This is a genomic window from Xanthomonas sp. (assembly GCF_017163755.1).
Taxonomy (GTDB): domain Bacteria; phylum Pseudomonadota; class Gammaproteobacteria; order Xanthomonadales; family Xanthomonadaceae; genus Xanthomonas_A.
Map to the genome: position 1 here is coordinate 302,569 of NZ_JAFIWC010000001.1, position 26,638 is coordinate 329,206.

At 70.6% G+C, this 26,638-nt stretch carries 17 protein-coding genes, 3 tRNA genes and 1 pseudogene; 8 read left to right on the plus strand and 13 right to left on the minus strand.

What is annotated here, in order from left to right; translation table 11 throughout:
- Positions 1-90 precede the first annotated feature (90 nt).
- Together rnt and JR065_RS01335 are read left to right on the plus strand one after the other, a co-directional pair.
- Positions 91-735, plus strand: coding sequence for a ribonuclease T (gene rnt / locus JR065_RS01330; RefSeq protein ID WP_206231512.1), 645 nt, complete (start codon positions 91-93; stop codon positions 733-735).
- Between the two features lie 58 nt (positions 736-793).
- A complete protein-coding gene (locus JR065_RS01335; protein WP_206231513.1) occupies positions 794-1,402 on the plus strand; it encodes a GyrI-like domain-containing protein in 609 nt (202 codons plus the stop codon).
- Positions 1,403-1,670: 268 nt separating this feature from the next.
- Here JR065_RS01335 and JR065_RS01340 read toward each other — a convergent pair whose 3' ends face one another.
- From JR065_RS01340 to JR065_RS01365, 6 genes and pseudogenes are all read right to left on the minus strand, one after another.
- Complete coding sequence (locus JR065_RS01340) at positions 1,671-4,637, minus strand: ligand-binding sensor domain-containing diguanylate cyclase (protein WP_206231514.1); 2,967 nt, start codon at positions 4,635-4,637, stop codon at positions 1,671-1,673.
- A gap of 374 nt (positions 4,638-5,011) precedes the next feature.
- Positions 5,012-5,755, minus strand: coding sequence for a 23S rRNA (guanosine(2251)-2'-O)-methyltransferase RlmB (gene rlmB, locus JR065_RS01345; RefSeq protein WP_206231515.1), 744 nt, complete (start codon positions 5,753-5,755; stop codon positions 5,012-5,014).
- A 198-nt stretch (positions 5,756-5,953) separates the two neighbouring features.
- The gene (locus JR065_RS01350; protein WP_206231516.1) at positions 5,954-6,424 is read right to left on the minus strand and encodes a GFA family protein; all 471 of its coding nucleotides are present in this window, start codon (positions 6,422-6,424) and stop codon (positions 5,954-5,956) included.
- A gap of 124 nt (positions 6,425-6,548) precedes the next feature.
- Positions 6,549-7,223, minus strand: a complete 675-nt coding sequence (locus JR065_RS01355) for a hypothetical protein (protein WP_206231517.1) — start codon at positions 7,221-7,223, stop codon at positions 6,549-6,551.
- 101 nt (positions 7,224-7,324) lie between these two features.
- A pseudogene (rnr, locus tag JR065_RS01360) lies at positions 7,325-9,559 on the minus strand (ribonuclease R); the annotation flags it as partial.
- Between the two features lie 361 nt (positions 9,560-9,920).
- A tRNA-Leu gene (locus tag JR065_RS01365) sits at positions 9,921-10,007 on the minus strand.
- A gap of 597 nt (positions 10,008-10,604) precedes the next feature.
- On the opposite strand from JR065_RS01365, the gene JR065_RS01370 reads away from it, so the two are divergent.
- Together JR065_RS01370 and JR065_RS01375 are read left to right on the plus strand one after the other, a co-directional pair.
- Positions 10,605-10,691, plus strand: a tRNA-Leu gene (locus JR065_RS01370).
- A 507-nt stretch (positions 10,692-11,198) separates the two neighbouring features.
- Positions 11,199-11,285 (plus strand) — tRNA-Leu (locus tag JR065_RS01375).
- A gap of 115 nt (positions 11,286-11,400) precedes the next feature.
- Here the strand turns inward: JR065_RS01375 and JR065_RS01380 are convergent.
- Positions 11,401-11,601 carry a hypothetical protein gene (locus JR065_RS01380; RefSeq protein WP_206231519.1) on the minus strand — a complete coding sequence of 67 codons (201 nt, stop codon included), beginning with the start codon at positions 11,599-11,601 and terminating at the stop codon, positions 11,401-11,403.
- A gap of 299 nt (positions 11,602-11,900) precedes the next feature.
- On the opposite strand from JR065_RS01380, the gene JR065_RS01385 reads away from it, so the two are divergent.
- Positions 11,901-12,305: a helix-turn-helix domain-containing protein gene (locus JR065_RS01385; protein ID WP_206231520.1), complete on the plus strand. Its 405-nt coding sequence runs from the start codon at positions 11,901-11,903 to the stop codon at positions 12,303-12,305.
- A gap of 197 nt (positions 12,306-12,502) precedes the next feature.
- Here the strand turns inward: JR065_RS01385 and JR065_RS01390 are convergent, their stop codons facing one another.
- The 5 genes from JR065_RS01390 to JR065_RS01410 all read right to left on the minus strand — a co-directional run bounded on the left by JR065_RS01390 (position 12,503) and on the right by JR065_RS01410 (position 19,129).
- Positions 12,503-14,062 carry a GDSL-type esterase/lipase family protein gene (locus JR065_RS01390; RefSeq protein ID WP_206231521.1) on the minus strand — a complete coding sequence of 520 codons (1,560 nt, stop codon included), beginning with the start codon at positions 14,060-14,062 and terminating at the stop codon, positions 12,503-12,505.
- A gap of 349 nt (positions 14,063-14,411) precedes the next feature.
- Positions 14,412-15,989: a DHA2 family efflux MFS transporter permease subunit gene (locus JR065_RS01395; RefSeq protein WP_206231522.1), complete on the minus strand. Its 1,578-nt coding sequence runs from the start codon at positions 15,987-15,989 to the stop codon at positions 14,412-14,414.
- An 8-nt stretch (positions 15,990-15,997) separates the two neighbouring features.
- Positions 15,998-17,179 carry an efflux RND transporter periplasmic adaptor subunit gene (locus tag JR065_RS01400; RefSeq protein ID WP_206231523.1) on the minus strand — a complete coding sequence of 394 codons (1,182 nt, stop codon included), beginning with the start codon at positions 17,177-17,179 and terminating at the stop codon, positions 15,998-16,000.
- Between the two features lie 10 nt (positions 17,180-17,189).
- Complete coding sequence (locus JR065_RS01405) at positions 17,190-18,674, minus strand: efflux transporter outer membrane subunit (RefSeq protein ID WP_277420115.1); 1,485 nt, start codon at positions 18,672-18,674, stop codon at positions 17,190-17,192.
- A gap of 8 nt (positions 18,675-18,682) precedes the next feature.
- Positions 18,683-19,129: a MarR family winged helix-turn-helix transcriptional regulator gene (locus JR065_RS01410; RefSeq protein ID WP_206231525.1), complete on the minus strand. Its 447-nt coding sequence runs from the start codon at positions 19,127-19,129 to the stop codon at positions 18,683-18,685.
- Between the two features lie 140 nt (positions 19,130-19,269).
- Between JR065_RS01410 and JR065_RS01415 the strand changes: the two genes are divergently transcribed.
- The 3 genes from JR065_RS01415 (at position 19,270) to JR065_RS01425 (ending at position 23,146) form a co-directional block, all read left to right on the plus strand.
- Entirely contained in the window at positions 19,270-20,142 is an 873-nt protein-coding gene (locus JR065_RS01415; RefSeq protein ID WP_206231526.1) for an AraC family transcriptional regulator, read from the plus strand.
- Positions 20,143-20,202: 60 nt separating this feature from the next.
- Positions 20,203-22,446, plus strand: a complete 2,244-nt coding sequence (gene parC / locus JR065_RS01420; protein ID WP_206231527.1) for a DNA topoisomerase IV subunit A — start codon at positions 20,203-20,205, stop codon at positions 22,444-22,446.
- Between the two features lie 358 nt (positions 22,447-22,804).
- The gene (locus tag JR065_RS01425) at positions 22,805-23,146 is read left to right on the plus strand and encodes a hypothetical protein (protein WP_241093275.1); all 342 of its coding nucleotides are present in this window, start codon (positions 22,805-22,807) and stop codon (positions 23,144-23,146) included.
- A gap of 335 nt (positions 23,147-23,481) precedes the next feature.
- Here the strand turns inward: JR065_RS01425 and JR065_RS01430 are convergent, their stop codons facing one another.
- The gene (locus JR065_RS01430; RefSeq protein ID WP_206231529.1) at positions 23,482-26,628 is read right to left on the minus strand and encodes a discoidin domain-containing protein; all 3,147 of its coding nucleotides are present in this window, start codon (positions 26,626-26,628) and stop codon (positions 23,482-23,484) included.
- Between the last annotated feature and the right edge of the window lie 10 nt (positions 26,629-26,638).

The window sequence follows — 26,638 nt, forward strand, 5'->3', positions numbered from 1 at the left end:
CGCCAGCCGAACCCGACGACCGCGACGGCCCCGCCAGGCGCACCCGCGCTGCGAGGGCGGAGTTTAGCCGCGCTCTGCTACCCTTGCCGGATGAACGATCATGTCGACACCTCGCCGCAGCCCCTCGCCGTCACGCCCATGTCGCGGCGCTTCCGCAGCTATCTTCCGGTGGTGGTGGACGTGGAGACCGGCGGCTTCGACTGGAACCGCCATGCGCTGCTCGAGATCGCGGTGGTGCCGATCGAGATGGACGAAAACGGCCTGCTGTATCCCGGCGCCACCGCCAGCGCGCACGTGATCCCCGCGGCGGGCACCGACATCGACCCGAAGTCGCTGGAGATCACCGGCATCATCCTCGACCACCCGTTCCGCTTCGCCAAGCCCGAGCGCGAGGCGCTGGACCACGTGTTCGCGCCGGTGCGCGCGGCGGTGAAGAAGTACGGGTGCCAGCGCGCGATCCTGGTCGGCCACAACGCGCACTTCGACCTGAACTTCCTCAACGCCACGGTGGCGCGTTGCGGCCACAAGCGCAACCCGTTCCATCCCTTCAGCGTGTTCGACACCGTGACCCTGGCCGGCATCGCCTACGGCCAGACCGTGCTGGCGCGCGCGGTGCAGGCCGCCGGCTTCGACTGGAACGCCGCCGACGCGCACAGCGCCGTATACGACACCGAACAGACCGCGCGCCTGTTCTGCAAGATCGCCAACGCCTGGCCGGCGCCGCAGATCGGCTGAGCGTCGCGCGCGCCGCGTCGCGCGATTGGATCAAGCAGTGGGCATCATCGGAGTGTCCGTGCAGAAGATTGACCTCAAGCAGGATCTGAAGCATCTCTACAAGCCGTCGGCCAAGGCGGTGGTCCGGATCGACGTGCCGACCCTGCGGTTCCTGATGATCGACGGCGAAGGCGATCCCGACACGTCGCCGGCGTATGCCCAGGCGGTGGAAGCGTTGTTCTCCGTGGCGTACACCGCGAAGTTCATGACCAAGAAGGGCCCCCTCGCGGTGGACTACGCGGTCATGCCGCTGGAAGGCCTGTGGTGGGCGGACGACCTGTCCACTTTCGCCGCCAACGACAGGGCGAAGTGGAAATGGACCATGATGATCATGCAGCCGGGTTTCGTGGCGCCGGAAGTTCTTCGCGCCGCCATCGCCGACGTGGAGAGGAAGAAGGCGCTACCGGCGGCGGGCAAACTCAGGATCGAGGACTTCGCGGAAGGTCCGTGCGCGCAGGTGCTTCATGTCGGCCCGTTCAGCGAAGAGGGTCCCACGATCCAGAAAGTGCACGCGTTCATCAACGCCAGATCCGGCCTGGCAGGCAAGCACCACGAAATCTATCTCAGCGACATCCGCCGTGCCGATCCGTCGAAGTGGAAGACGATCATTCGCCAGCCAATGAAATGATGGCCGGCAGTTCCCTCCGGCATGCACGCGACTGAAGGATGGCGTTGGGCATCGGCGAGCACGTCGCGGCCAATGCGGCACGATGCTCTGCACGGACGTTGGCACGAGCCGGCGTAGGACGCGGCCATCCCAGCGTCGTCCTGCACGGTGCGAGGGAGCATAGGCACGGTGCCTGTCGCAGCGTCGGAAGACGCCGGCCGCCGTAGACGGGCGCCGCATACGAAGGAAACGGCCAGTTGCGGTGCGGACCGCAACGTCCACCCCGCCCTCACCCCACGCAAACCCGGTCGCGTCCTTCGCTCTTGGCCCGGTACAAGGCCACGTCCGCGCGCTGCAGCAGCTGGTCCGCGGTTTCGCCCTCGGCCAAGGCCACCAGCCCGCCGCTGAAGGTGACCCGCAGCGTCGGCGCGTCGGCCCACTGCGCGCGCGCGTGGAAGCGCGCGCGCATGCGCTGCGCCACGCGCTCGGCCTCGGCCAGCGGGGTATCGGCGAGCAGCACCGCGAATTCCTCGCCGCCCATGCGCGCCGGCACATCCTCGGCGCGGCACGCCTCGGCCAGCAGGCGCCCGACCTCGCGCAGCACCGCATCGCCGACCGCGTGCGAATGGCCGTCGTTGATCTGCTTGAACCGGTCGATGTCCAGCACCAGCAGGCACAGCGGCAGGCCGCTGCGCTGCGCGCGGGCGATGCCGCGCGCCAGCGCGTCGTCGAAGTGGCGGCGGTTGGGCAACGCGGTCAGCGCGTCCTCGTGCGCCTGGCGCTCGAACGCGTCGGCCTGGCGCTGCAGTTCGTCCAGCAACCGGCTCTTCTCGGTGTCGGCGGCCAGCAGGCGTTCGGTCTGCAGCCGCAGGTCGCCGGTCCGCTGCTCGACCAGCCGCTCCAGGCGCAGGTTGCGGCGCTTGTAGCGCGCGATCAGGTAGCGGTACAGCGCCACCAGCGCGACCAGCAGCGCCAGCGCCGCGCCGGCCTGCACGCTGCGCCGCTGCCACCACAGCGGCGCGACGGAAAAGCGCCAGCGCGCTTCGTGGTCGCTCCAGCGCCCGTCGGCGTGCGCGGCGGCCACCCGCAGCGTGTAGTCGCCGGGCGGCAGGCCGATGAACTCGACGCTGCGCTGCTGCCCGCGCTCCACCCAGCCGCTGTCCAGCCCGTCCAGCCGGGTGCGGTAGCGGATGCGCTCGGGCAGCAGGTAGCTCAGGCCGACGTACGACACCGCGATGCGCTGGCCGCCCGGCAGCCGCGACTGCTGCCGCCACGGGAACGCGTGTCCGTCCAGGCGCACGTTCTCGATCACCGCCGGCGGCGGCAGGTGCTCGCGAAACCGCTGCAGGCGCCGCGGATCGACGCTGCTGAGGCCGCCGGCGGTCACCAGCCACACGCTGCCGTCGCCGCGCAGGATCGCCGACGGCCCGGAACTGCCGTTGGCCTGCGAGTTGGCCATGCCGTCGATCTCATTGTAGCGCGCCACCTGCAATCTGCCGCCGCGTCCATCGGCGGCCGCGTTCAGCGCCGCCGGCGTGGTCCGCAGCACGCCGCGGTTGCTGGTGATCCATACGTCGCCCTGGCGGTCGCGCACCAGCTGGAACAGCGCGTCCACCGGCATCCCCTGCTCCAGCCCGACCCGCGCCAGGCGGCCGTCGCGATAGCGGTGCAGGCCGCGGTCGGTGGAGATCCACACGTCGCCGTCCATGCCCTGGAAACCGAACACGGTGCGCGCGCCACCGAGCGGCTCCAGCGCCAGCCGCTCCACGCGCTCGCCGCGCAGCGCCGCGGCGCCTTCGACCGAACCGATCCACAGCGCGCCGTCGATGCTGGCCAGCGCGGTGATCAAGCCCTGCGGCAGCCCGGGCACGCGCGGACTGCTCGCCTGCTCGCCGTCGATGCGCACCAGGCCGCGTTGGGTGCCGATCCATACCGTGCCGGCGGCATCGACGGCGATGGTGCGCACGTGCCCGCTGGGCAGGCCGTCGGCCTGCCCGTAGTGGCGGCGCACGCGGCCGTCGCGCAACCGGTACACGCCGTCGGCGTAGGTGCCGACCCACAGGTCGCCGTCGGCGCCGCGCGCCAGGCTCAGCACCGATGGCGCCTTGCCGCCCGGCGTGCGCAGCGCGACCGGCGCGATGCGGCCGTCGCCATCCATCCGGTCCAGGCCGGCCGCGCTGCCGATCCACAGCGCGCCGTCGGGCGCTTCCAGCACCGCGCGCAGGTAGTCGCCGCTGAGCCCGTCGCGGCGGGTGTAGCTGGTGAACAGGGTCTCGCGCAGCCGGAACAGGCCGCCGTTGGCGCCGATCCACAGGCTGCCTTCGGCGTCCTCCAGCAGGCTGACCACGCGCCCGTTCGGCAGCAGGTCGCCGGCCGGCAGGTGCTCCACGCCATGGCGGCCGATGCGCAACAGGCCCTGGTTCTCGGTGCCCAGCCACAGTTCGCCGTTGCGGTCGCGCAGCATCGCGGTGAAGTGGCCCTGGCCGGGAATGCGCGCGACCCGCACCGCGCGCTCGCCCTGCAGACGGTAGATGTCCTCGCCGGCCACCAGCCACAGCGTGCCGTCGGCGGCGCGGTACGGCCACGCCAGTCCCGGCGGCAGCCCGAACGCGGCCGGGGCGCGGCGCAGCTGTCCGCGTTCGTCGCGAAGCAGCAACCCGTCCAGGCTGCCGATCCACACCCGGTCGCGCGCATCGATGGCCAGGTGCGGGAAGCTGGCCGCCAGCGGCACGCCCGGCGGCGGCGGCTGGTAGTCGAAGCGGCCGTCTGGCCACAGGCAGCCCAGCCCGTTGCCTTCGAACAGCAGCCACATGCGGCCGTGGCGGTCCTGCGCCATGGCGTGGATCAGCGCGCGCGGCCAGCCCGGCGGCTGCACCCAGAAGCGCCAGCGGCCATCGCGGCCGTAGCGGCCCAGGTTGCCGCGCGAATCGCTCAGCCACAGCGCGCCGTCGCGGTCGGCGTACAGCGCGCCCACGCCGTTGTCGGGCAGCCCCGGGCGCGTGCCGCGGTCGATCACCGCGAAGTCCAGGCCGTTGTAGCGGACCAGCCCCTCCCAGGTGGCGAACCACAGCTGGCCGTCGGGGGTCTGCGCCAGGTCGCGCAGCGAGTTGTGCGGCAGGCCGTCGCGCGAGGTCCACGCGTCCACCGCATAGTCGCGCAGCGGCGGCGGACCGGCGTCGCCGGCCGACGCCGCACCGGCCAGCCACCACAGCAGCAACGACAGCGCAGGCACGCCGCGCAGCCACGCCCGCCGCATGCGCCAACGCCGTGGCGCAGGCGCCTGTGCGATCGCCGCGGCACTCACCGCAGCGGCGCTCCGCGCCCTGCGCGGGCCAGCGGCATGCGGGATTCGGGGCGCGTGCATCGATCCGGAACGACGGCGCAGGGGTGACGCTGGCTCATTGCCGCAACGAAGGCGCGAAGGGGACGCTTATGGTAGGCAAAAACTCCGCTGCGCGGGCGTCCCCGTCCGCAAGCAGGGCCAGCGCTGCCGCCTGGACTGCCGGCCGAACGGCTGGGATGGCGCCCGACCTGCATGGCCGGACTGCGCCTGCGAGGCACCGGCCATGCAGCCGCGGACGTTCGCAGCGGAACCTGTCGCCGCCGACCTCCTTGCCGGCGAACGCCGCTTCAGCCGCGCTGTCGCACCGCCTCGAACAGGGTCACGCCGGCGGCGACCGACACGTTGAGGCTTTCGATGTCGCCCGGCATCGGGATCTTGACCAGGCCGTCGCAGTGCTCGCGGGTCAGCCGGCGCAGGCCGTCGGATTCGCCGCCCAGCACCAGCGCCACGTTGCCGCGCAGGTCCTGCGCGTACAGCGAGGTCTCGGCGTCGCCGACCAGGCCGTAGATCCACACGCCCTGCTTCTGCAGGTCGCGCAGGCAGCGCGCCAGGTTGGTCACCGCCACGATCGGGATGCGGTCGGCGGCGCCGGCGGAGGTCTTGCGCACGGTGGCGTTGACCGGCGCCGACTTGTCCTTCGGGATCACCACCGCGGTCGCGCCGGCCGCGGCCGCGCTGCGCAGGCAGGCGCCGAGGTTGTGCGGGTCCTGCACGCCGTCGAGCACCAGCAGCAGCGCGCGCCCCTCGGCGGCGGCGACCAGCCCTTCCAGTTCGTTCTCGCCCCAGGTGCGCGCGGCGGCATAGCGCGCCGCCACGCCCTGGTGCCGCACCGAACCGCCGACCCCATCCAGCGCCTGGGTGTTGACCCGGCGCACCTCGATGCCCTTGCGCCGCGCGTTCTCCTCGATCTCGACCAGCCGCGGGTTCTTGCTGCCCGCCTCGATCAGCACTTCGCGCACGTTGTCGGCGTCGTTCTCGATCGACGATGCCACGGCGTTGACGCCGACGATCCACGGGTTCTGCTTGCTCATGAGGCGGGGACTGCGAGGAAGGAAAGCGGGAATGGTAGGCGTTGCCGGCGCCCACGTCACATCGCCGGCGCGCGGGCTGGACCGCGCCCGCCTCCATGCGGTCCGCATCCGGGGGCCAAGCGCGCAGAAGTCCTGTCGCGAACGTGCGCCCACCGCGCGCGATTTACAGAAAGCCGCATGGAACGGCAGCACTCCGGCTCAGGCGGGCCAGCGCTCGGTGTCGTGGTCCGGATGCTGGTGCGACACCACCTGCGCCAGGAACGGCGCAGCGTCCAGGTCGGCATCGGTGCGGATCGCCGGCAACCGGTGCAGGCCGTCCACGAACGGCAGTTTGCCCTCCAGCCCGTACTGGATCCGCGGCGGCAGCGCCGCCGGGTCGTCGAACGCGCCGGCGGCCACCGCGACGCCGTCCGGCGCCTCGTAGGTCAGCGGCGTGCCGCAGTCGGCGCAGAAACCGCGCCGCACCAGATTGGAAGACTGGAAATGCTTCGGCGCCCCGCGCGTCCACACCAGTTCCGCGCCGCGCGTGGATACCAGCGGCGCGTAGTAGGCGCCGAACGCCTTCTGGCACATCCGGCAATGGCAGATCGAGGCGTCGTCGAGCCGGCCGCGCACCCGGAAGCGCACCGCACCGCACTGGCAACCGCCGCTGTAGTCGTCATGGTCCATGCATGCCCCTTGGTTGCGGACTTGGCGCTTGGCCGGCCCAAACTGTTTTACCAGAACGTCGCGATACAGACTGTGGAACGCGTGCAGCTTGCACAAGGCGCGCCTGCCGCGCCGCAGGAGCGACTCATTCTGCGCCGCCCGGATCGCGAAGCGGCATTTCGAACGCCACGTGGCCCAGGCGATTGCTGACCCGGTAAGCGCCTTCGCCGAGTTCTGCGGATTTAAACAGCTCGCGCCGGTCGATGAATCCCGGTACCTCGTGCATCCAGACCCGTTCTGCCTTTGCGTCCCCTTGGCTCGCGACTTCGCAATACCAGGCTTCGCCAACGTCGGAATTCAACAGCTTGAACACAGTGACCTTCCGCTTGCCGTCCTTGCTGCGTTTTGCAAGCCTTTTGATCGGAATCAGCAAGCGGAAACCGGCATTCAAGACCGAATCAGCGGTGGATTCCACGAGCTTGACGAGCCCATCGCCGCCACTCCTTTGGGCAATTGCAACCAGCGCGCCGCGCAGTTCTTCCAATAGCCTGATGTCCTGGCCCGGCCGGTCCAACGACAAAAAATGCTCGAAGTCGAAGTCTTCAACAAAGACGTTGGTCACGCCCAACACGTTGTCGAACACGGCCTCGTTGCCGCGCGGACCCAGCGACACCACGATCTTGCTGGAGCCGTTGATCTCCATCTTCGGCAGCAGCGCCATGAACATCTGTGTGATGTGATGGCTCGACCGACGAATACGGCCGTTCTCCGGGAGAACGGCCGCGTCGCTTTCCTGCAGGACGAGCAGATTCAGATGCATTGCTGTTCGCAACCATGAACCACATCGCGCGCGGCATGCCCGCCGCGCGCCACTTGCGCGATCGCGGCGGCCGCTGGGCGGCCCACCGCGATCCTGCGCCGTCAGTACTTCTTTTTCTTGCGCTTGGCCGGCTGCTGCTGCCCGCGTTCCGGCGGCGGCGGCATGGCGGTCATCGGCTCGCCTTCCACCACCAGGCGGAAGTCGATCTTGCGCTCTTCCATGCTGGCCTTGAGCACCAGGATGCGGACCCGGTCGCCGAGCCGGAACTGCATGCCGCGGCGCTCGCCGGACAGGGTCTTGCGCACCGCGTCGAACTGGTAATAGTCCTGCGGCAGCTGGGTCACGTGGATCAGGCCGTTGACCTTGGACTGGTCCAGTTCCACGAACAGGCCGAAGCTGGTGACGCCGCTGACCACGCCGTCGAACTGGCCGCCGACGTGCTTCTCCATCCATGCCGCGCGGTAGCGCTCGTCGACCTCGCGCTCGGCCTCGTCGGCGCGGCGCTCGCGCTCGGAGCACTGCAGCGCCAGCGCCGCCATCTCGCGCGGCGAGTACAGGTACTTGTCCGGCGCACCACGGGTCAGCGCGTACTTGATCGCGCGGTGCACCAGCAGGTCCGGATAGCGGCGGATCGGCGAGGTGAAGTGCGCGTACGCCTCCAGCGCCAGGCCGAAATGGCCGGCGTTGTCCGGCGAGTACACCGCCATGCTCTGGCTGCGCAGCAGCACCGACTCCAGCAACGCCGCGTCCGGGCGCTCGCGCACCTTCTTCAGCAGCTTGGTGTAGTCGCCCGGCACCACCTTGCTCCACGGCGGCAGGCTCAGCTTGAATTCCTTCAGGAACTCGAGCAGGTCCGCGTACTTGGACTCCGGCGGCCGCTCGTGCACGCGGTACGGCGCCGGGATGCGCGCCTCCAGCAGGTGCCGCGCCGCGGCCACGTTGGCGGCGATCATGCATTCCTCGATCAGCTTGTGCGCGTCGTTGCGCACCAGCATGCCGGCCTGGGTCACTTCGCCGGTGTTGTCGAGCACGAAGCGCACTTCCGAGGTCTCGAACTCGATCGCGCCGCGGCGCGAACGCGCCTTGGCCAGCACGTGGAACAGCTGGTACAGGCGCTCGATCTGCGGCAGCACCGCGGCCACGTCCTTGCGCACCTGTTCGTCTTTCTCGCCCACCGCCTGCCACACCTGGTCGTAGGTGAGCCGCGCATGCGAATTCATCACCGCCTCGTAGAAGCGCGCGCCGGCCACCTCGCCCTGGCGATCGATCTGCATGTCGCAGACGAAGCACATGCGGTCGACCTTGGGATTGAGCGAACAGATGCCGTTGGACAGCGTCTCCGGCAGCATCGGCACCACGAAGCCGGGGAAGTACACCGAGGTCGCGCGGCGGATCGCTTCCGCGTCCAGCGGCGTGCCCGGGCGCACGTAATGCGACACGTCGGCGATGGCCACCACCAGGCGGAAGCCCTCGGCGTTTGGCTCGCAGTACACCGCGTCGTCGAAATCCTTGGCGTCGGCGCCGTCGATGGTCACCAGCGGCGTCTGCCGCAGGTCCACGCGGCCCTTGATCGCCGCCGGCTCCACCGTCATCGGCACCGCCGCGGCTTCGTCGAGCACCGCCTGCGGGAATTCGTACGGCAGCTCGCGGCCGTGGATCGCAGTCTCCACCACCAGCGACGGGGTCAGCTTGTCGCCGAGCACGGCGATGATCTTGCCGATCGGCGGGCGCCGCCCGTCCGGGGTGGAGGTCAGTTCGCACACCACCAGCTGGCCGTCGCGGGCCTCGCCCATCGCATCGGTCGGGATCTGGATGTTGCGCTGGATGCGCTTGTCGTCCGGCACCACGTAGGCGATGCCGCCCTCCATGCTGAAGCGGCCGATCAGCCGGCTCAGGCCGCGCTCGATCACCCGCGCGATGCTGCCTTCGCGGCGGCCGCGGCGGTCGATGCCGGTGACGTTGGCCAGCGCGCGGTCGCCATGCAGCACCTTGCGCATTTCGTACGGCGGCAGGAACAGGTCGTCGCCGCCCTCGTCCGGGCGCAGGAAGCCGAAGCCGTCGGGATTGGCGATCACCACGCCGGGGATCAGGTTGGTCTGCTGCACCGGCGCGTAGCCGCCGCGGCGGTTCTGCACCAGCTGCGCCTCGCGCAGCATCGCGCCCAGGCGCTTGCTCAACGCCTCCATGCGCGTGGGCTCGGTCAGGCCGAGCTGCGTGGCCAGTTCTTCCAGGGTCTGCGGGCCATCGCAGCGGTCGAGCAGTTGCAGGATCGCCTCGCGGCTGGCGATCGGCTCGGCATAGCGCTCGGCCTCGCGCGCGGCGAACGGATCGGCGACCGCGGCAGGTTTCTTGCGCGAGGACGGTGCGGACACAGGCTCGGGCGGATGCAGCGGCTGCAACGGCGGCTTGGGGCTACGCCGCAGGAAGCTGGGGAGACTGGGCATCCACGACGGCATCCGGGATTTCTTCGCCGCAGGCGGAGCGGCCGGGGCGCCGCCCTTGCTGGCGGGCGTGTCGTGGGATGCAGACTTGCCGGGCTTGCCGGACTTGGTTTTTCGATTGGTCATCCCCCCATGGTACTCGCTGGGCCGTCAACGCAGGCAAACCCGCCCCCGGATCGGGGCCGCCCCAGAAACGACGAAGCCCGCGTCAGCGGGCCGGTCGTTGCGGGAGTTCAGCGCTCCCGCGGGTTGCATGTGGTGCCCAGGAGAGGACTCGAACCTCCACGGAGTTGCCCCCGCTAGCACCTGAAGCTAGTGCGTCTACCAATTCCGCCACCTGGGCGCTGAAGGCCGCGAATTCTGCGGGCAGCGTGCCGACTTGTCAACGCGCAGGCGTGCGCGACGAAACCGGCCGTCCCGGTCGGCGCGCGGCACCGCGTACCCGCTTTGTTGCGACAGCGGCAGCGCCGCGGTCGGGCGCCACCGATAGGCGCGAGCCGCGGATGCGCGCTCGACGCGCCGGCGCACGCGCATCCAGGGTGGCGCTATCGCGGCACCGCCGGCACATCGTGGCGCTCGCCAGGATCAGCCGGGCGCCGTTCGGTCGTCGGCAGCTTGCCGGCGCGCTGCCGGTGGTCACTGTGCAGCGCGGCCAGGCCCTCGATCAGATACGCGCGATGTATTCAATTCAAGCCGGGTTCCCGTGCAACGATCTTCCATGGCTGCCATTTCCCTAGCGCAGCCGGCTTGGCGGCGGGCGGCCCCCATCGAAGAGCTCATGCCTGCCGCACAGGGCGCCTCCGGTGCGGTCGACACGCGCTGCTCCGCTCTTCCCTGCCCTGTGCGACCGGGCACGGCGTGGCGCGCTTCAATCGGTGGCGCCACACGCCTGCCCATGCTTGACAGCGCCGCAGGCAGGCCGCAAACTTCGCCGCCTGTTGCCCAGGTGGCGGAATTGGTAGACGCACTAGCTTCAGGTGCTAGCGGGGGCAACTCCGTGGAGGTTCGAGTCCTCTCCTGGGCACCATCCTGAAAGACGCTCCAAGAAAAAACCCGCTGCGGCGGGATTTTTTTTGCCTGCGGTTCCCGCGGCACGCGCGCTCGCAGCCGCGCCGCGGATCGCCGCACGCCTCGCTTGCCACCGTACCGGTGTTCACGCCCGCGCCATGCCGGAGCGGTCGGTTCGGACGAGCCCTGCCCGGCTGCAGCGAAGGCGTGGCGCAACCGAATGATCCCTACGGACGTTCATCGCTCGCTAGCTCGGCGGCCGCGGCCGCCGATCCGCAGCGCGCTGCGGCGAGCGGATCGGGCATGATCGGTCGGCCGCCGCGAGCGGGATGCGGACGCGTCGAGCACAGGAAGAGGACGAAGCCTTCCGTTACACGTCACGACGGCTTCGCCGCGCGCGTGGCGAGATCCCGCATCCATGCGCCACGCGACCCGCGTGCCCTGCGCAGGCACCGCCGCGACGCGGTCGCTGTTCGCCGCTGCTTGACAGCCATGCGCGCAGCCAGCACACTTCTCCGCCTGAGTCGCCCAGGTGGCGGAATTGGTAGACGCACTAGCTTCAGGTGCTAGCGGGGGCAACTTCGTGGAGGTTCGAGTCCTCTCCTGGGCACCACGACTCAAGTAAACGGCAGTGAACGCAGAGACCCGCTTCGGCGGGTTTTTTGTTGCCCTGCCCGCTCTTTTTCCGTTCCCAGGTCCCGCGACGTCGTTGCCGCATGCTCAGTGCCTCAATGCGGCTCCATCGCCCAGGCGCCGGCGTCCACCCAGTTGCCGTTCACCCATGCCGCCACCCTGCGCACGCGGTAGCCGGGATTGTGCCGCTCGGCGGCGCGCGCGGCCTGTTGCGCCGTGACCGCGTGGACGATGACCCGCACCTCGCGCTCGAAGCGCCGCGCGCGCCGCAACGTCACTTCGTAGGTCGTCGCCATGGCCGGCGCTACCGTGCGGCGCCGCCCTGTGCGCCGCGTGCGCGGGTGCGTCGGCGCGCGCGCGTGGCGGCAGATGCGCAATGGCTACGGGAAGGCTCGCCGCCGGGCCGCGGCAGTAGCGAAAGGCGAAGCATCGGTGCGCTCCTGATCGTCCTTGTCGGGGGTGCGCGCCCGCGTTCGGCAAGGCCCGCACCGCAAAAGTATGGTTTTTCCGAATATACAGAGTCAAGCCTGCCTGTACGACAAGCCTACGGATGCTCCATATCTTGATAAGCCTCGATCAGGCAGGGGCCATCGCGATGAAAAGCTTCGGCGACCGCTTGCGCGAGGCCAGGAAAGCCGCCGGCCTGACCCAGGAACAGCTCGGCTTCGCGCTGGGCGTCACCAAGTCGTCGGTCTCGGCCTGGGAGAACAACCGCGAGACGCCCAGCTTCCGCCTGCTGCCGGCGTTGCGCGGCACGCTCAAGCGCTCGCTCGACGAACTGATCTGCGAGCACGGCAACGCCGCCTCGCGCGTGCAGGACACGCACGCCGACTACGCGTTGCAGGCCCACGACGTGCACGAGCAGGCGCTGCTGACCCGCTACCGCAACCTGCCCCCGCGCCGCCGCGAGGCGGTGCTGGAACTGCTCAAGCCGGACAAGGAAGACCTGCCGAAGACCCGCGCCAGGTCCAGGCGGGCATCGTCGTCGCCGCAGGAGTGATCCGGCGCCGGCGACCGGCATCGTTCGCGCTCGCCTCGCGCGTCTTTAGTCTGCGGGCCACCGACCCTGCGCGATGGATTCTTCCATCCGGCGAGCGAATCGACCGGGCGTATCGGTAAGGCCCCTCGCGACCGATCGCCGACGCTGCCCGAAATCGTTCCTGCAGCGCCGCCGATCGCGGACGCCGCGGAGCGGCGCTAGCGCAGCAGCCCGGTCTCGCCCAGCGCCTGGCCCCAGATCCGGTAGCCCTCTTCGCTGGGATGGGTGGTATCGGGCATCAGCGCCGGCGGCAGGCTGCCGTCCGGCTGCAGGAAACGTTCGCCGATCTCCAGCCAGCGCACCGCCGGATCGCGTGCGAAGCGCGCGGCCAACAGCCGGTTGGTGGCGCGGATCGGCGCGCGCAGCGGCGCGTCGGCGGCCAAGCCGCGCGGCAGGATGCCCATCAGCACCAGCTTGCTTCGCGGCAGCCGCCGCCGCACCTCGGCGACGATCGTGGCCACGCCGTCGGCGGTTTCCTGCGGGGTGCTGGCGCGCGCATTGCCGGTGCCGGCCAGGTTGTTGGTGCCGATCGCGATCACCACCCAGTCCGGGTCCAGCCCGTCCAGTTCGCCCTGGCGCAGCCGCCACAGCACGTTCTGGGTGCGGTCCCAGCCGAAGCCGAGGTTGAGCACCGGGGTGTCGCCGAAGGTGCGCCGCCACGCCTGCGCGCCGCTGACCCGCGCCGCCTGCGGCGGGCCGGCCCAGAAATGGGTGATCGAATCGCCGATCAGCACGCCGCGCGGCCGCATCCGCCGGCCCTGCTCGAGCGCCGCGTGATGGCGCGCGTACCAGTCGTAGGAATCGGGCTCCAGCCACGGCACCGGGATGGTCGCGGTGTTGACGTCGGTCATGTCCGCCAGCGGCACGCGCGGCGGCTCGCCGAGCAGCCTGGCCAGGGTCGGCTCGATCGCCTCGGCCATGCGCCGCTGGCCGCGCGTGTCCGGATGCAGCGCGCGGCCCGCCGGACGCAGCCGCGGATCGTAGAACAGGCCGCCGTCGAGCTTGCCGTCCTTGAGGAAGACCGAGCCGATGTCCAGGTAGGTCACGCGCGGATGCTCGCCGTAGCGCACCGCCAGCTGGCGATTGACCTCCGCGTCGCGCGCGCTCTTGTCGGCGGAGACGTCGCTGGGCAGCAGGCCGAGCAGCAGGATCCGCGTGTCCGGCAGGCGCCGCTGCAGCGACACCAGCACCGCATCGATGCCGAGCAGGGTCTGCGCCGCGCTCTGCCCTTCGTGGCCGGTGTTGTTGGTGCCGATCAGCAGCATCGCCACCTTCGGCCGCAGCCCGTCCACTTCGCCGTGCTCCAGCCGCCACAGCACGTGCTCGGTGGCATCGCCGCTGAAGCCCAGGTTGAGCGCGCCGCGCGCGCCGTAGAAGGTCTGCCAGGTCGGCTGGAAGTTCTCGTCCGGCAGCGTCGCCTTGTCGTAGTTGTGGGTGATCGAATCGCCGATCAGCAGCAGCGGCGCGTCGGCGTGCGCGCGCACCTGCGCGAGCACCTGCTGGTGACGCTGCGCCCACCAGGCTTCGCCGAGCCGGTCGGCCGGCGTGGTCGCGATCGCCGCATCGCCCGCATCGCCCGCATCGCCCGCGTCGTCGGCGGCGCGGACGCCGCCGGCGGCCAGGCATGCACATAGCGCCAGCGCGGCCAGCCACCCGCGTGCGCCGGCGAGACGCGGAACAGCCGACCAACCTACGCGTGATGCCAGGAAACCGTGCATGCCGAGCCTACCGATCCGCTGCGAGGGAGCGGCATTCTGGTCCGCGCGACGGCGCCGCCGCAAGCGCGGCGCTATGCGCGTGCGATCACGCGCGCATGCCGCCTGCGGTCAGCGCGAGCAAGGACGTCGCCTTGGCCCGGAGCCACGATGGTTGCGGAGACAGGCCGCGGCCAGAGACTCTGCCGGCAACGCGCGTCGGGACTGTAGTCCCTCCCACAGCTTCGCGGCGCTTCCGCAACGTCGCGGTCCCTCCCGCGACGCGGCGACTCATGCCGGCGACCGCCGCCATGGCGCAGCACCCCACCTGTGCAGGGTTGCCGCGCCGCGCGAGCCGCTCGCCGGCGCCGGCTCAGTGGCCGCCTGCCGCCGCCGCGCTGCCGCCGCCTGCGAACGGCGGCTTGGCCAGCCACAGGAAGAAGATGATGGCCAGGAACACCCAGCCGAGCAGGTAGAAGATGTCGTTGAAGCCCATCTGCGAGGCCTGGTGGTTGATGGTGTTGTTGAGGAACGCCGCGCCGGTCTGCAGGTCGCCCTGCCCCATCGCCTGCACCTGCTCCTGCATGCCCGGCGTATAGGTCGAAACGTGCTCGGTCAGGTGCGCATGGTGCATCTGCGTGCGCTTGGCCCACAGGTAGGTGGTCAACGACGCGGCGAAGCTGCCGCCCAGAGTGCGCAGGAACGTCGCCAGGCCGGAGCCGGCGGCGATCTCGCGCCCGTCCAGATCCGACAGCAGGATCTGCAGCACCGGCATGAAGAACAGCGCCACGCCCACGCCCATCAGCAGCTGCACGCCGGCCACGTGCTGGAAGTCGACCTGCAGGTTGAAATCCGAGCGCATGAAACTGGTCACGGCCATGAAGATGAAGGCGACGCTGGCGAGCATGCGCAGGTCGAAGCGCGGGGCGTACTTGCCGACGAACGGGGTCATGATCACCGGCAGGATGCCGATCGGCGCGGTGGCCAGGCCAGCCCAGATCGCGGTATAGCCCATGTCGCGCTGCAGCCACTGCGGGATCAGCAGCGACACGCTGAAGAATGCGGCATAGGCCACGATCAGCGCCAGCGTGCCGGCGCGGAAGTTGCGGTGGCGGAACAGGCGCAGGTTGACGATCGGGTCCTTGTCGGTCAGCTCCCAGATCAGGAACACCGCCAGCGCCACCGCCGAGACCGCGGCCAGCACGATGATCTTGTCCGAACTGAACCAGTCCTCGTCGTTGCCCAGGTCCAGCACCAGCTGCAGGCAGCCCACGCCGATGACCAGGGTGATCAGGCCGACGTAGTCCATGCGCGGGCGCTCGATCGGCTCGGGGCGGTCGCGCAGCTGCGAGCCGACCACGATCGCGGCGATGATGCCCAGCGGCACGTTGATCAGGAAGATCCATTCCCAGCTGTAGTTGTCGGTGATCCAGCCGCCGAGGATCGGCCCGGCGATCGGCGCGACCACGGTGATCATCGCCAGCAGCGCGAGCGCCTGGCCGCGTTTCTCGCGCGGGTAGATCGACACCAGCAGGCTCTGCGTGATCGGGTACATCGGCCCGCACACGAAGCCCTGGATCGCGCGCGACACCACCAGCATGCCCATGCTCTGGGCCAGGCCGCACAGCAGCGAGGCGGCGGTGAAGGCCAGCGTGGCCCACACGAACAGCTTGGTCTCGCCGAAGCGCCGGCTCAGGAAGCCGGTCAGCGGCAGCGCGATGGCGTTGCTGACCGCGAACGAGGTGATGACCCAGGTCGCCTGCTGCGAGCTGGCGCCGAGGTTGCCGGCGATGGTCGGCAGCGAGACGTTGGCGATGGTGGTGTCGAGCACCTGCATGAACGAGGCCATCGCCAGGCCCACCGTGCACAACGCCACGCTGGCGGGACGGAAACCGGCCGCCGGTGCGCCCGGTGCCCCGGGCGCGGCGGGGGTAGCTGCGGAAGTGGCCATGACCGGACTCAGTTCGCCTTGGCGGCGGCGGGCAGGTTGTCGTGGACGATGCGCTCGATGGTCGCGTCGGCCTGGCCGAGCAGCTGCGCGTAGACGTCGGTGTCGAGCACGCTGCCGGTGGCCGGCTTGGTCGGCAGCACGCCGCCGTCCTGCTCATGCAGGTTCACGTCCACCTTCATCGACAGGCCGATGCGCAGCGGGTTTTGCGCCAGTTGCTTGGGATCGACGGCGATGCGCACCGGCACGCGCTGCACGATCTTGATCCAGTTGCCGCTGGCGTTCTGCGCCGGCAGCAGCGAGAACGCGCTGCCGGTGCCCAGGCCCAGGCTCTGGATCGTGCCGCGGTAGCGCACCGCGCCGCCGTACAGGTCCGACTCCAGTTCCACCGGCTGGCCCAGGCGCATGTGCTTGAGCTGGGTTTCCTTGAAGTTGGCTTCCACCCAGACCTGCTCCAGCGGCACCACCGCCATCAGCGCGGTGCCGGGCTGCACGCGCTGGCCGACCTGCACCGAGCGCCGGGCCACGTAGCCGGAGACCGGCGCGACGATCGCGCTGCGGGCGTTGTTGAGGAAGGCCTGGCGCACCTGCGCGGCGGCGGCCTGCACGTCGGGCTGATGGGCCACGCCGTTGTCGTCGATCAGCGCGCGGTTGCGTTCCACCGTCTCGCGCGAGCCGCTGACCGCGGCCTGCGCGGCCGCCAGCTGGTCGCGCGCATGCGACAGTTCTTCGGCGGAGATCGCGCCGGTGGCGACCAGGCTGGCGCGGCGGGCGACGTCGGCGCGCGCGCGTTGCAGCGCCACCTGCTGCGCCGACAACTCGGCCTGCGCGCCTTCGACCGTGCGGAACAGGCCGCGCACCTGGCGCACGGTACGCGCCAGGTTGGCTTCGGCCTGCTGCAGCGCGACCTCTGTGTCGGAGGGATCGAGCTTGACCAGCAACTGGCCGCGCTCCACGCGCATGCCGTCGTCGGCGCCGATGCTGACCACGGTGCCGGCCACCATCGGCGTGATCTGCACCAGGTTGCCCTGCACGTAGGCGTCGTCGGTGTCTTCGTGCCAGCGGCCGGAGACGAAGTACCAGATCGCCAGCGCGATCAGCACCAGCACCACCACCACGGCCAGGCCGCGCAGCAGCTTGCCGCGCCGGCTCGGGGCGGGAGCGGAGGAATCGGGGGTCGTAGTCTGATTCATCGTGGGCGTCTCAGGAATGCGGGGATGCGGAAGAGATTCGGGGCGCTTCGGCCGCCGGCGTGGCCTCGAAGCCGCCGCCAAGGGCCTGGTTCAGCCGCACCGAAACCAGGATCTGGTTGGACTGCAGCGAGGCCAGCCGCTGCTGCGCTTCGAGCAGCTGCTGCTGCACGCTGAGCACGTCCAGGTAGTTGCCGATGCCGGCGCGGTAGCGCTGCTGGGCCAGGTCGAACGCCGCCTGCGCGGTGCTCACCGCCTGCGCCTGCTGCTGCGCCTGCTGCTCGAGCGAGCGCGCCGCGTTGACCTGGTCGGCGACCTCGCGCAGCGCCGCGACCAGGGACTGGTTGTAATCGGCCACCGCCAGGTCGTACTGCGCGTCGCGCTCGGCCAGCTGGCTGCGCAGGCGGCCGCTGTCGAACAGCGGCAGGCTCAGCCCGGGCGAGACATAGCCGAGCACCGCATCGCTCTTGAACAGGTCGGTCAGGTCGGTGGCGGCGACGCCGCCGAGCGCGGTGAGGTTGATGCTGGGATAGAACTGCGCCTTGGCCGCGCCGATGCCCTGCCCGGCCGCCTCGACCCGCCAGCGTGCGGCGACCACGTCCGGGCGCCGCCCGAGCAGGTCGCTGGGCAGCACCGACGGCAGGCGCACCGCCAGCGGATCGAGCGGCCGCGGCCGCTCGATCTGCAGGCCGCGGTCCGGGCCGCGGCCGAGCAGCGCCGCCAGCGCGGTACGCGCCTCGTCGATCTGCTGCTGCGCCGCCTGCTGCTGCTGGCGCGCCGCCGGTACCCGCGCCTCGGCCTGGCGCAGTTGCAGGTTGCTGTCGATGCCGGCGTCGCGGCGCTGCTGCACCAGCTTCAGGCTGCTCTGCGACCGCGCCAGTTCCTCGCCGGCCAGGTCGTACAGGCGCCAGGCGTAGCCGAGCTGCGCATAGGCGCGCGCCACCGCCGCGGACAGGTCCAGGCGCGCGGCGCGCGCATCGACCTCGGCCGCATGCGCCTGGTCCACCGCCGCTTCCCAGGCAGCGCGCTTGCCGCCCCACAGGTCGAAGCCGTAGCTGAAATCCAGCAGCGCCTGCTCGTTGTGGATGTACTTGCCGCCGATCTCCTCGCCCGCCAGCCCCTTGGGCAGCTGCACGCCGGTGTAGCCGGCCGACAGCGACAGGCTGGCGCCGCGGTCGGCATTGGCCGCGCCGGCCTGGGCCTGGGCCAGGCGCAGCCGCGCGTCGGCCGCCTCCAGGCTTGGCGTGCCCTGCAACGCCTCGGCGATCAGGCCGTCGAGCTGCGCATCGCCCAGCGCCTTCCACCAGTCCTGCTGCGGCCAGGCCGCCGGGGCCAGCGCCTCGGCGCCGAGGGTGCGCCCGGCCTGCAGGTGGCGGTCGGTGTCGAGCAGCCGGCCCTGCGGCTCCAGTCCGCGGCTGCTGGCGCAGGCGGCCAGTACCAGGGCGAGCGCCGCGGCCGCGAGCGGGCGCAGGCGATGGGACGAGACGGAGAGGTTCATAAGCGGATTCATGGCGAGTTGAGGGAGTCGCGGACGCGGGTCAACAGCGAGGTGAGCTGTTCGCGCTCGTCGGCGGAGAGATCGCGCAGGGCCACGGCGATGGCGTCTTCGCCGCGCTGCTTGAGCTGTTCCCACAGCGCCTGGCCTTCATCGGTCAGCACGATCTGCAACGCGCGGCGGTCCTGCAGATGCGCCTCGCGGCGCACCCAGCCCAGGTCTTCCAGCTTGTCCAGCAGCCGGGTGACCGCGCTGGGGTTCTGGCCGATCGCCTGGGCCAGTTCGTTGGCGGTGCATGGCTGCATGTGCGCCAGCGCCTTCATGCCCAGGTAGTGGCTGAAGCCCAGCCCCAGCTGCAGTTCGGTCATCGATTGGTCGAGGTGGCGCATCAGGCCGTCGCGCACCTGGCGCAGCAGCAGGCCGAACGACGGCGGGTCGGGAAACGGAGGACAGTTCATGGCGGCCTATTATTTTCATATGGTAATATTTGTCAAGAAAATATCGCGCAAATAACTAAAAGCTGTGTTGCAGCACCGCAACAGCCGCCGGGCGCCACACTAACGGGTGCGTCCGCTGGCGCGGTACTACAATCGGGACAATGGATATCGAAATTCGGCCATCGCTACGATCTTCTCTCGATCCGCTCGACCGGCGCGTGGCCGAATGGTTCGAGCGCGTCGACGGCCCGCCGGTGCTCGGCTTCCTGGCCCATACCCCGACCGCGCTGGAGCACGAGGTGGACTGGCACCGCCATGCCCGCGGCCAGATGATGTGCGTGGACGCGGGCCTGCTCAGCACCCGCACCGAGCGCGGGCACTGGTCGCTGCCGCCCGGCTGCGCCGGCTGGATGCCGCCGCAGGAGCTGCATACGGTGCAGATCTCCGGGCCGCTGCGCGGCTACATGCTGCTGGTCGGCCCGGCGGCCTGCGCCGGGCTGCCGGATCGTCCCTGCGTGATCGGCATGAACGGCCTGTTCCGCGAACTGCTCCTGCGGGTGGCCTCGTGGGGCGTGCCCGAGGCCCTGGGCGAGGACCGGCAGCGGATCTGCGCGGTGCTGCTGGACGAACTGCGCCAGGCGCCGATCGAACGCCTGCACCTGCCGATGCCGCGCGACCGGCGCCTGCTGCGCATCGCCGCGCAGCTGATCGCCCGCCCCGCCGACGACCGCTCGCTTGCGCAGTGGGCGCAGTGGGCCGGGTTGTCGCCGCGCAGCCTGAGCCGGCATTTCCGCGCCGAGACCGGCCTGAGCTTCGCCAACTGGCGCCAGCAGGCGCGGCTGGCCGAGGCGCTGCGGCGGCTGACCGACGGCGCCAGCGTCGCCGATGCCGCGCACCAACTGGGCTACAGCAGCCCCAGCGCCTTCGTCACCGCGTTTCGCGGACACTTCGGCAGCCCGCCGGCGCGCTACCTGGCCAGCGCCGCCGCGGGCCTGTCCACGCACGGCTTGGCATCCCCGGCCGCATCCGGATAATCGACCGGCTGACCAGCGGCGCACCCGTCGCCGCCTTCCCCTATTAGGTAACTCCCGCGCATGACCGATCTCGCCCGCCCCGCCTTCCACGGTTTCGAACAGCTGCCGCTGCGCGAATACGCCGAACGCGCCTATCTCGACTACTCCATGTACGTGGTGCTGGACCGCGCCCTGCCATTCCTCGGCGACGGCCTGAAGCCGGTGCAGCGGCGCATCATCTACGCGATGAGCGAGCTGGGCCTGAACGCCGGCGCCAAGCCGAAGAAGTCCGCGCGCACCGTGGGCGACGTGATCGGCAAATACCATCCGCACGGCGACAGCGCCTGCTACGAGGCGCTGGTGCTGATGGCGCAGCCGTTCTCGTACCGCTATCCGCTGATCGAGGGCCAGGGCAACTTCGGCTCCACCGACGACCCCAAGTCGTTCGCGGCGATGCGCTACACCGAATCCAAGCTGACCCCGATCGCCGAGGTGCTGCTGGGCGAACTGGCCCATGGCACCGTGGACTGGGCGCCGAACTTCGACGGCACCATGGACGAGCCGACCTGGATGCCGGCGCGGCTGCCGCACCTGCTGCTCAACGGCACCACCGGCATCGCCGTGGGCATGGCCACCGACGTGCCGCCGCACAACCTCAACGAGATCGTCAGCGCGCTGATCCGCCTGCTCGACGACCCCGACGCCAGCGTCGCCGACCTGTGCGAGCACGTGCGCGGCCCGGACTACCCGACCACCGCCGAGATCATCACCCCGGTCGCCGACCTGCGCACGATGTACGAGACCGGCCACGGCAGCGTGCGCGCGCGCGCCACGTTCGTGAAGGAACACGCCAACATCGTGGTCACCGCGCTGCCGTACCAGGTCTCCCCGTCGAAGGTGATCGAGCAGATCGCGCAGCAGATGCGCGCCAAGAAGCTGCCGTGGCTGGAGGACATCCGCGACGAGTCCGACCACGCCAACCCGGTGCGGGTGGTGCTGGTGCCGCGCTCCAACCGCGTCGATGCCGACCAGCTGATGGGCCACCTGTTCGCCACCACCGACCTGGAGCGCAGCTACCGGGTCAACCTCAACGTGATCGGCCTGGACGGCCGCCCGCAGGTGAAGAACCTCAAGACCCTGCTGGAGGAATGGCTGCGCTTCCGCAGCGACACCGTGGTGCGCCGCCTCAACCACCGCCTGGAGAAGGTCGAGCGGCGCCTGCACCTGCTGGAGGGCCTGCTGGTCGCGTTCCTCAACCTGGACGAGGTGATCCGCATCATCCGCAGCGAGGACGAGCCCAAGCCGGTGCTGATGGCGCGCTTCGGGCTCAGCGAGGAGCAGACCGACTACATCCTGGAGACCCGCCTGCGCCAGCTGGCGCGGCTGGAGGAGATGAAGATCCGCGGCGAGCAGGACGCGCTGGCCAAGGAACGCGAGCAGCTGACGGCGATCCTGGCCAGCAAGACCAAGCTGAGGAAGCTGATCAAGGACGAACTGACCGCCGACGCCAAGAAGTTCGGCGACGCGCGCCGTTCGCCGCTGGTGCAGCGTGGCGCGGCGCAGGCGATCGACGAGACCGAGCTGGTGCCGAGCGAGCCGATGACCATCGTGATGTCGGAGAAGGGCTGGATCCGCGCCGCCAAGGGCCACGACGTGGACCCGGCCGGGCTGTCCTACCGCGATGGCGACGGCCTGCTGGTCGCGGTGCGCGGGCGCAGCACGCAGCAGGTGGCGTTCCTGGATTCGGAGGGCCGCGCCTATTCGACGCTGGCGCACACCTTGCCGTCGGCGCGCGGCAACGGCGAGCCGCTGACCGGGCGCTTCTCCCCGGCTTCCGGCGCGTCGTTCCAGAGCATGGCCAGCGGCGACAACGATGCGCGCCTGGTGCTGGCCTCCTCGCACGGCTACGGCTTCGTCACCCGCTTCGAGAACCTGACCAGCCGCAACAAGGCCGGCAAGGCGATGCTCAACCTGACCCCGGGGGCGAAGGTGCTGCAGCCGGCGTCGGTGAGCAATGCGCAGACCGACCGCGTCGTCGCGGTGACCAGCGCCGGGCACCTGCTGGCGTTCCCGCTCGCCGACCTGCCCGAGCTGGACAAGGGCAAGGGCAACAAGATCATCGACATCCCCAAGGCCAAGCTCGGCACCGAGCGCGTGGTGGCGATCGCCGCGGTGGCGCCGGGCAACACGCTGCTGGTGAGAAGCGGCCAGCGCACCATGTCGCTGTCGTTCAAGGACCTGGACGCGTACCTGGGCGCGCGCGCCAGCCGCGGCGGGCTGCTGCCGCGCGGCTGGCAGAAGGTGGACGGGCTGGCGGTGGAGTAAGCCGGATCCGGGCTGCGGGCCCGGCCCGGGGCGCCGGACGGCCTGAGCGCGCCGGTCGGACGAAGTCGCCGGGGCGCGCCGCTCCGGCGTCGCCCCAATCCGAGCTGATCGGGCATGGCCCGATGGCTTGGCTTCCTACGCAATGCCCAGCCGACCGCGCGCCGCATTCCACGCAGGCCGGAACGGCGCCAGCGTCAGCCCGGCGCCCCGCACAGCCTCGACCGGATGGACGGGCGATCCCTTTGCGATGTTTGCGAGGAGCGACCCGCGCCGCGCGCACCGTGGATGGCCCCAAGGGTGGAACGCGGACGTCCGTCGATCTGGGACAATGGCGCCACCATCGGAGCAGGAGCGGGCAATGGGCAGATTCCTGGCGCTCTACCTCGGCTCGGCCTCGGAGGCCGAGAAAGCTGCGGCTCCCGTCGACGCCCGGACCCAGGCCGACGGAATGAAGGCCTGGGGCGCGTGGATGGGCCGGCACGCCGCCAGCATCGTGGATGGCGGCGGCCCGCTGGGGCCCACCAAGCGAGTGTCCAAGGCCGGCATCGCCGACACGCGGAACAACCTCACCGGCTACGTGATCGTCGAAGCGGAGACGCTCGATGCCGCTGCCCGGCTATTCGAGGATCATCCTCATTTCTCCATCTTTCCCGGCGAGGCGGTGGAGATCGTGGAGTGCTTGGCGTTGCCCGGCATGTAGGACAACGCCATGGCGCACGTCCGCGCTGGGGCGTCAGCCGACCCTCCGCTCATGCGTCTTTAACCGGATCGACGGCGATGCCCGCTTGCCGCGGCGCCGCCAGAGGACGCGCGACCGCTCGCGCATGCTGCCGCGCAGGTGGCGGCGGCTTAACTGAGCACTGCCGGGAAATGCAGCGCGACCATCGCCCGTAGCTAGCCCGACCCGGTCCGCCTTCGCGATCGGACCGCCGAGCTTGGATCGGCGGGTGCGTCCGTTCTTGCCGCCAGGACCCGGCTCGCCGGGAATCGAACGCAGCGGCGCCGTCCGTGGCCGCCGCATCGTGCGCCGGCGACTCAGCGCAGGTCCACCTGCACGTCGGCCGGCAGCGCGCGGATGCGCAGTTCGCCGTTCTCCCATTGCGCCGGCTCGCCGTTGACCAGGGTCCGGCCCGGCGCCTCGGAGGGGTACGGCCACGGCAGCACCAGGCCGCCGCCGGGCACGCGCAGGCCGCCGTCCACGTGCAGGGTCAGGCGGTTCTTCTGCCGGCGCAGCTGGTAGCTCAGCTGGCCCTGCGGCGTGCGCAAGGCGCGGATGGCCACGCCCTTGTCGGCGAACCAGGCCGGCGGTATGCCGGCCGCCAGCACCAGGCTGTCGTCGATGTCGCGCGAGTAGGCGAACATGTCCAGCACCGAGCGCACGAAGTCCGACCCCACCCAGGCGTGCGGCAGGTCGCCGACGAAGAACGGCTTGCGCGGCGTGCGCGACACCACCTCGGCCCACTGGTTCCACGGCTGCGGCGCGCGATCCTTGAAGAAGAACTGAGTCGCGTCCCAGGCGCGCTCGCGCCAGCCCAGGCGTACGAACGCGGCGACGTTGCGCCACTCGTACGGGGTGTAGTCCTTCCATTCGCGCTTGCCGTCGCGGCGGCCGACGAACTCGCCCCAGTAGCGTTCGAAGGTGGCGTTGAGCAGTTGCGGCGGCAGCCTGCCCTGCTCGCCGCCCGGCGCCAGCGCGATGGTGCTGGAAGTGGGGTCGAAGTCGCCGAGCTCGGCCGAGCCGGGCAGGAAACCGATGCCGTGCTGCGCGGCGGCCGCGTCGATCGATGCGTACAGGTCCTGGCGGAACTGGTCGCGCGAGGCGGCGAAACGCGCCGCGTCGTCGATCCGGCCCAATTCGGCGGCGATCTCCACCGCGTCCTTGTAGCCGCGCAGCGCCCAGAAGTTGTCCCAGTACGAATGCATCGGCTTGGCCGAATAGCCTTCGTGGCTGATCGACACCGGCATCATCCCGTAGAACGCCGGGTTGCGCGCGCGGTTCTCCTCGGTGCGCTCGCTCAGGCGCAGCTGCTCCATGTACTCGTACGCGGCCAGCACGTGCGGCCACATCTTCTCCAGGAACGCGCGGTCGCCGCTGTAGCGGTAGTAGTCGGCGATGTTGAAGATCAGCTCCCCATGGCTGTCATTCTCCGGCACCGGATCGCTGCCGCGGTCGTCCACGCAGCACGGCACCATGCCGTTGGCGAACTGGTACGGCGCGTACCAGTCCACGTACTCGCGCACCACGTCCTCGCGGCCCAGGCGCAGCAGGCCTTCGGAGATCATCGCGCCGTCGCGGATCCAGCTGCGCGAATACGAGCGCGTGCCCGGCTGCAGGCGCGGGCCGATCCGCGAGATCAGCATGTGCGCCAGCGCGGTGCGCAGCGTGTCCACCACCGCCTTGCCCTGCTCGGGCACGCGCAGCTGCACCCGGTCCAGTTTCTCGCGCCACTGCTCGGCCACCGCCTGCTGCGCGCGCGCGGCGTCGAAACCGGACGGCAACGCGCGTTCGCCGGTCTGCGGGATCACCAGCGCCACTTCGCGCACCTCGCCCGGGGCCAGCCGGCCGCGGTACAGCATCGCGCCGGAGGCCAGCCCGCTGGGATCCTGCGCCGTGGGCGACAGCGTCGACGCGTCGGCGCCCAGGCGTTCGATGTCGATGCCGCCGTCGAACGGCGTGGCATAGGCCGCATCCGGCTTCTGCGCCGCGAACACCCGTGGCTGCCCGTCCACCAGCACCTGGCTGCCGTCGAAGGCCAGCGACCGGATCGGGCTGACGCCGCCGACGGTGTTGAGGAACTGGCTCGGCGGATTGACCTGGAACGGCCGCACCGCCAGCGCCAGGGTGTAGTCGTGCGGCTTCTTGCTCGGGTTGCTGAGCCGGTAGCGCGCCACCAGCTGCGCCTGTTCGGGCCGGCCTTCGACGAACGCGGTGACGCGCAGCCCGGCGTTGTCGTGGCTCCAGTCCACGCTGGGAATGGGCAGGTAGTCGTCCTGCAGGCTCTGCGTGGTCTTGACGTCGGCCCAGGTCAGCGGCTTGCCGTCCAGCAGCACGAACGGCTCGATGCTGAAGCCGCCCTTGCCCACCTCGATCGCGCCGTCCTCGCCGATCAGGCCCTGCTCGCGGCCGCCGTCCAGGCCGACGATGGTCCAGTACGGCTGCTCGCCGCTGAAGCCGCGCGGGAACCAGCCGCGGGTGGACTGCGCGGCCACCGACTTGACGAAGTCGTTCGGCGTGGCCGCGAACGCCAGCGGCTGCAGCGCGATGTCGGCGATGCCGTAGCGGAAGCTGGGGCCGTCCTCCAGGTCCAGGCGCAGGTAGCGCGCCTCGGTCTCCGGCAGCGCCAGCCAGTCGGTGCCGCCGTTGCCGGCGGTGACCTCGCGCAGCTCGCGCCAGCTGCGGCCGTCGGCCGAGCCCTGCACCTTGTAGCGCGAGGCGTACACGCCCGGCGCCCATTGCACCCTGGCGCCGCCGAATTCGCGCACCTTGCCCAGGTCCAGCATCACCGTCTGCGCCTTGGCGTTGCCGCTGTACCACACGGTGTCGGCCTTGCCGTCGGCGATGCGCTGCTCCAGCGCCGGCGCGGTATCGGCGCTGACCTTGGCGCTCAGCGGCGAGTCGTCCTGCGCCGGCAGCGGGGTCAGCGCGAGCTGGTCGAAGCACACCGTGCCCTTGCCGCCGACCTGGTTGTAGAGGGTGAACTCGACCTGCGCGCTGCGCTTGAGTTCCTTGTCCGCGCCCGGGCCCCACGCCTTCTCGATCTGGCGCTTCTTGTAGCTGACCGTGCTCCACTGCTTGGGGAACGCGTAGCGCGGGCGGTTCACCCACCACACGTTGTCGCCGCTGGGGTCGACCAGCTTGAACTGCAGGTCGTTGCTCGGCGAATCGCCGCGCAGCTGGAACGAGAGCTGGTAGTTGTCGGGGAAGTCGATCAGCAGCGCGCGGCGCAGGCCGGCGTAGCCGGAGACGCCATTGAAGTCGTAGTCCAGGCAGATCGCCTTGGCGCGTCCGCCGCTGGCGGCCTGCACCAGCCGGGTCGAGGCGCTGACCTGGTTGGAGGCGACGATCTGCCAGCTGTCCAGGTTGTTGAAGCCGTCCAGCGACACCGGCGCCGTCGCCGGCGCGGCGAGGGCCTGGGTCGCCGCCAGTCCCAGGAAGACCACCGTCAACCGCCTGCTCGTCATCGCCGCTCCC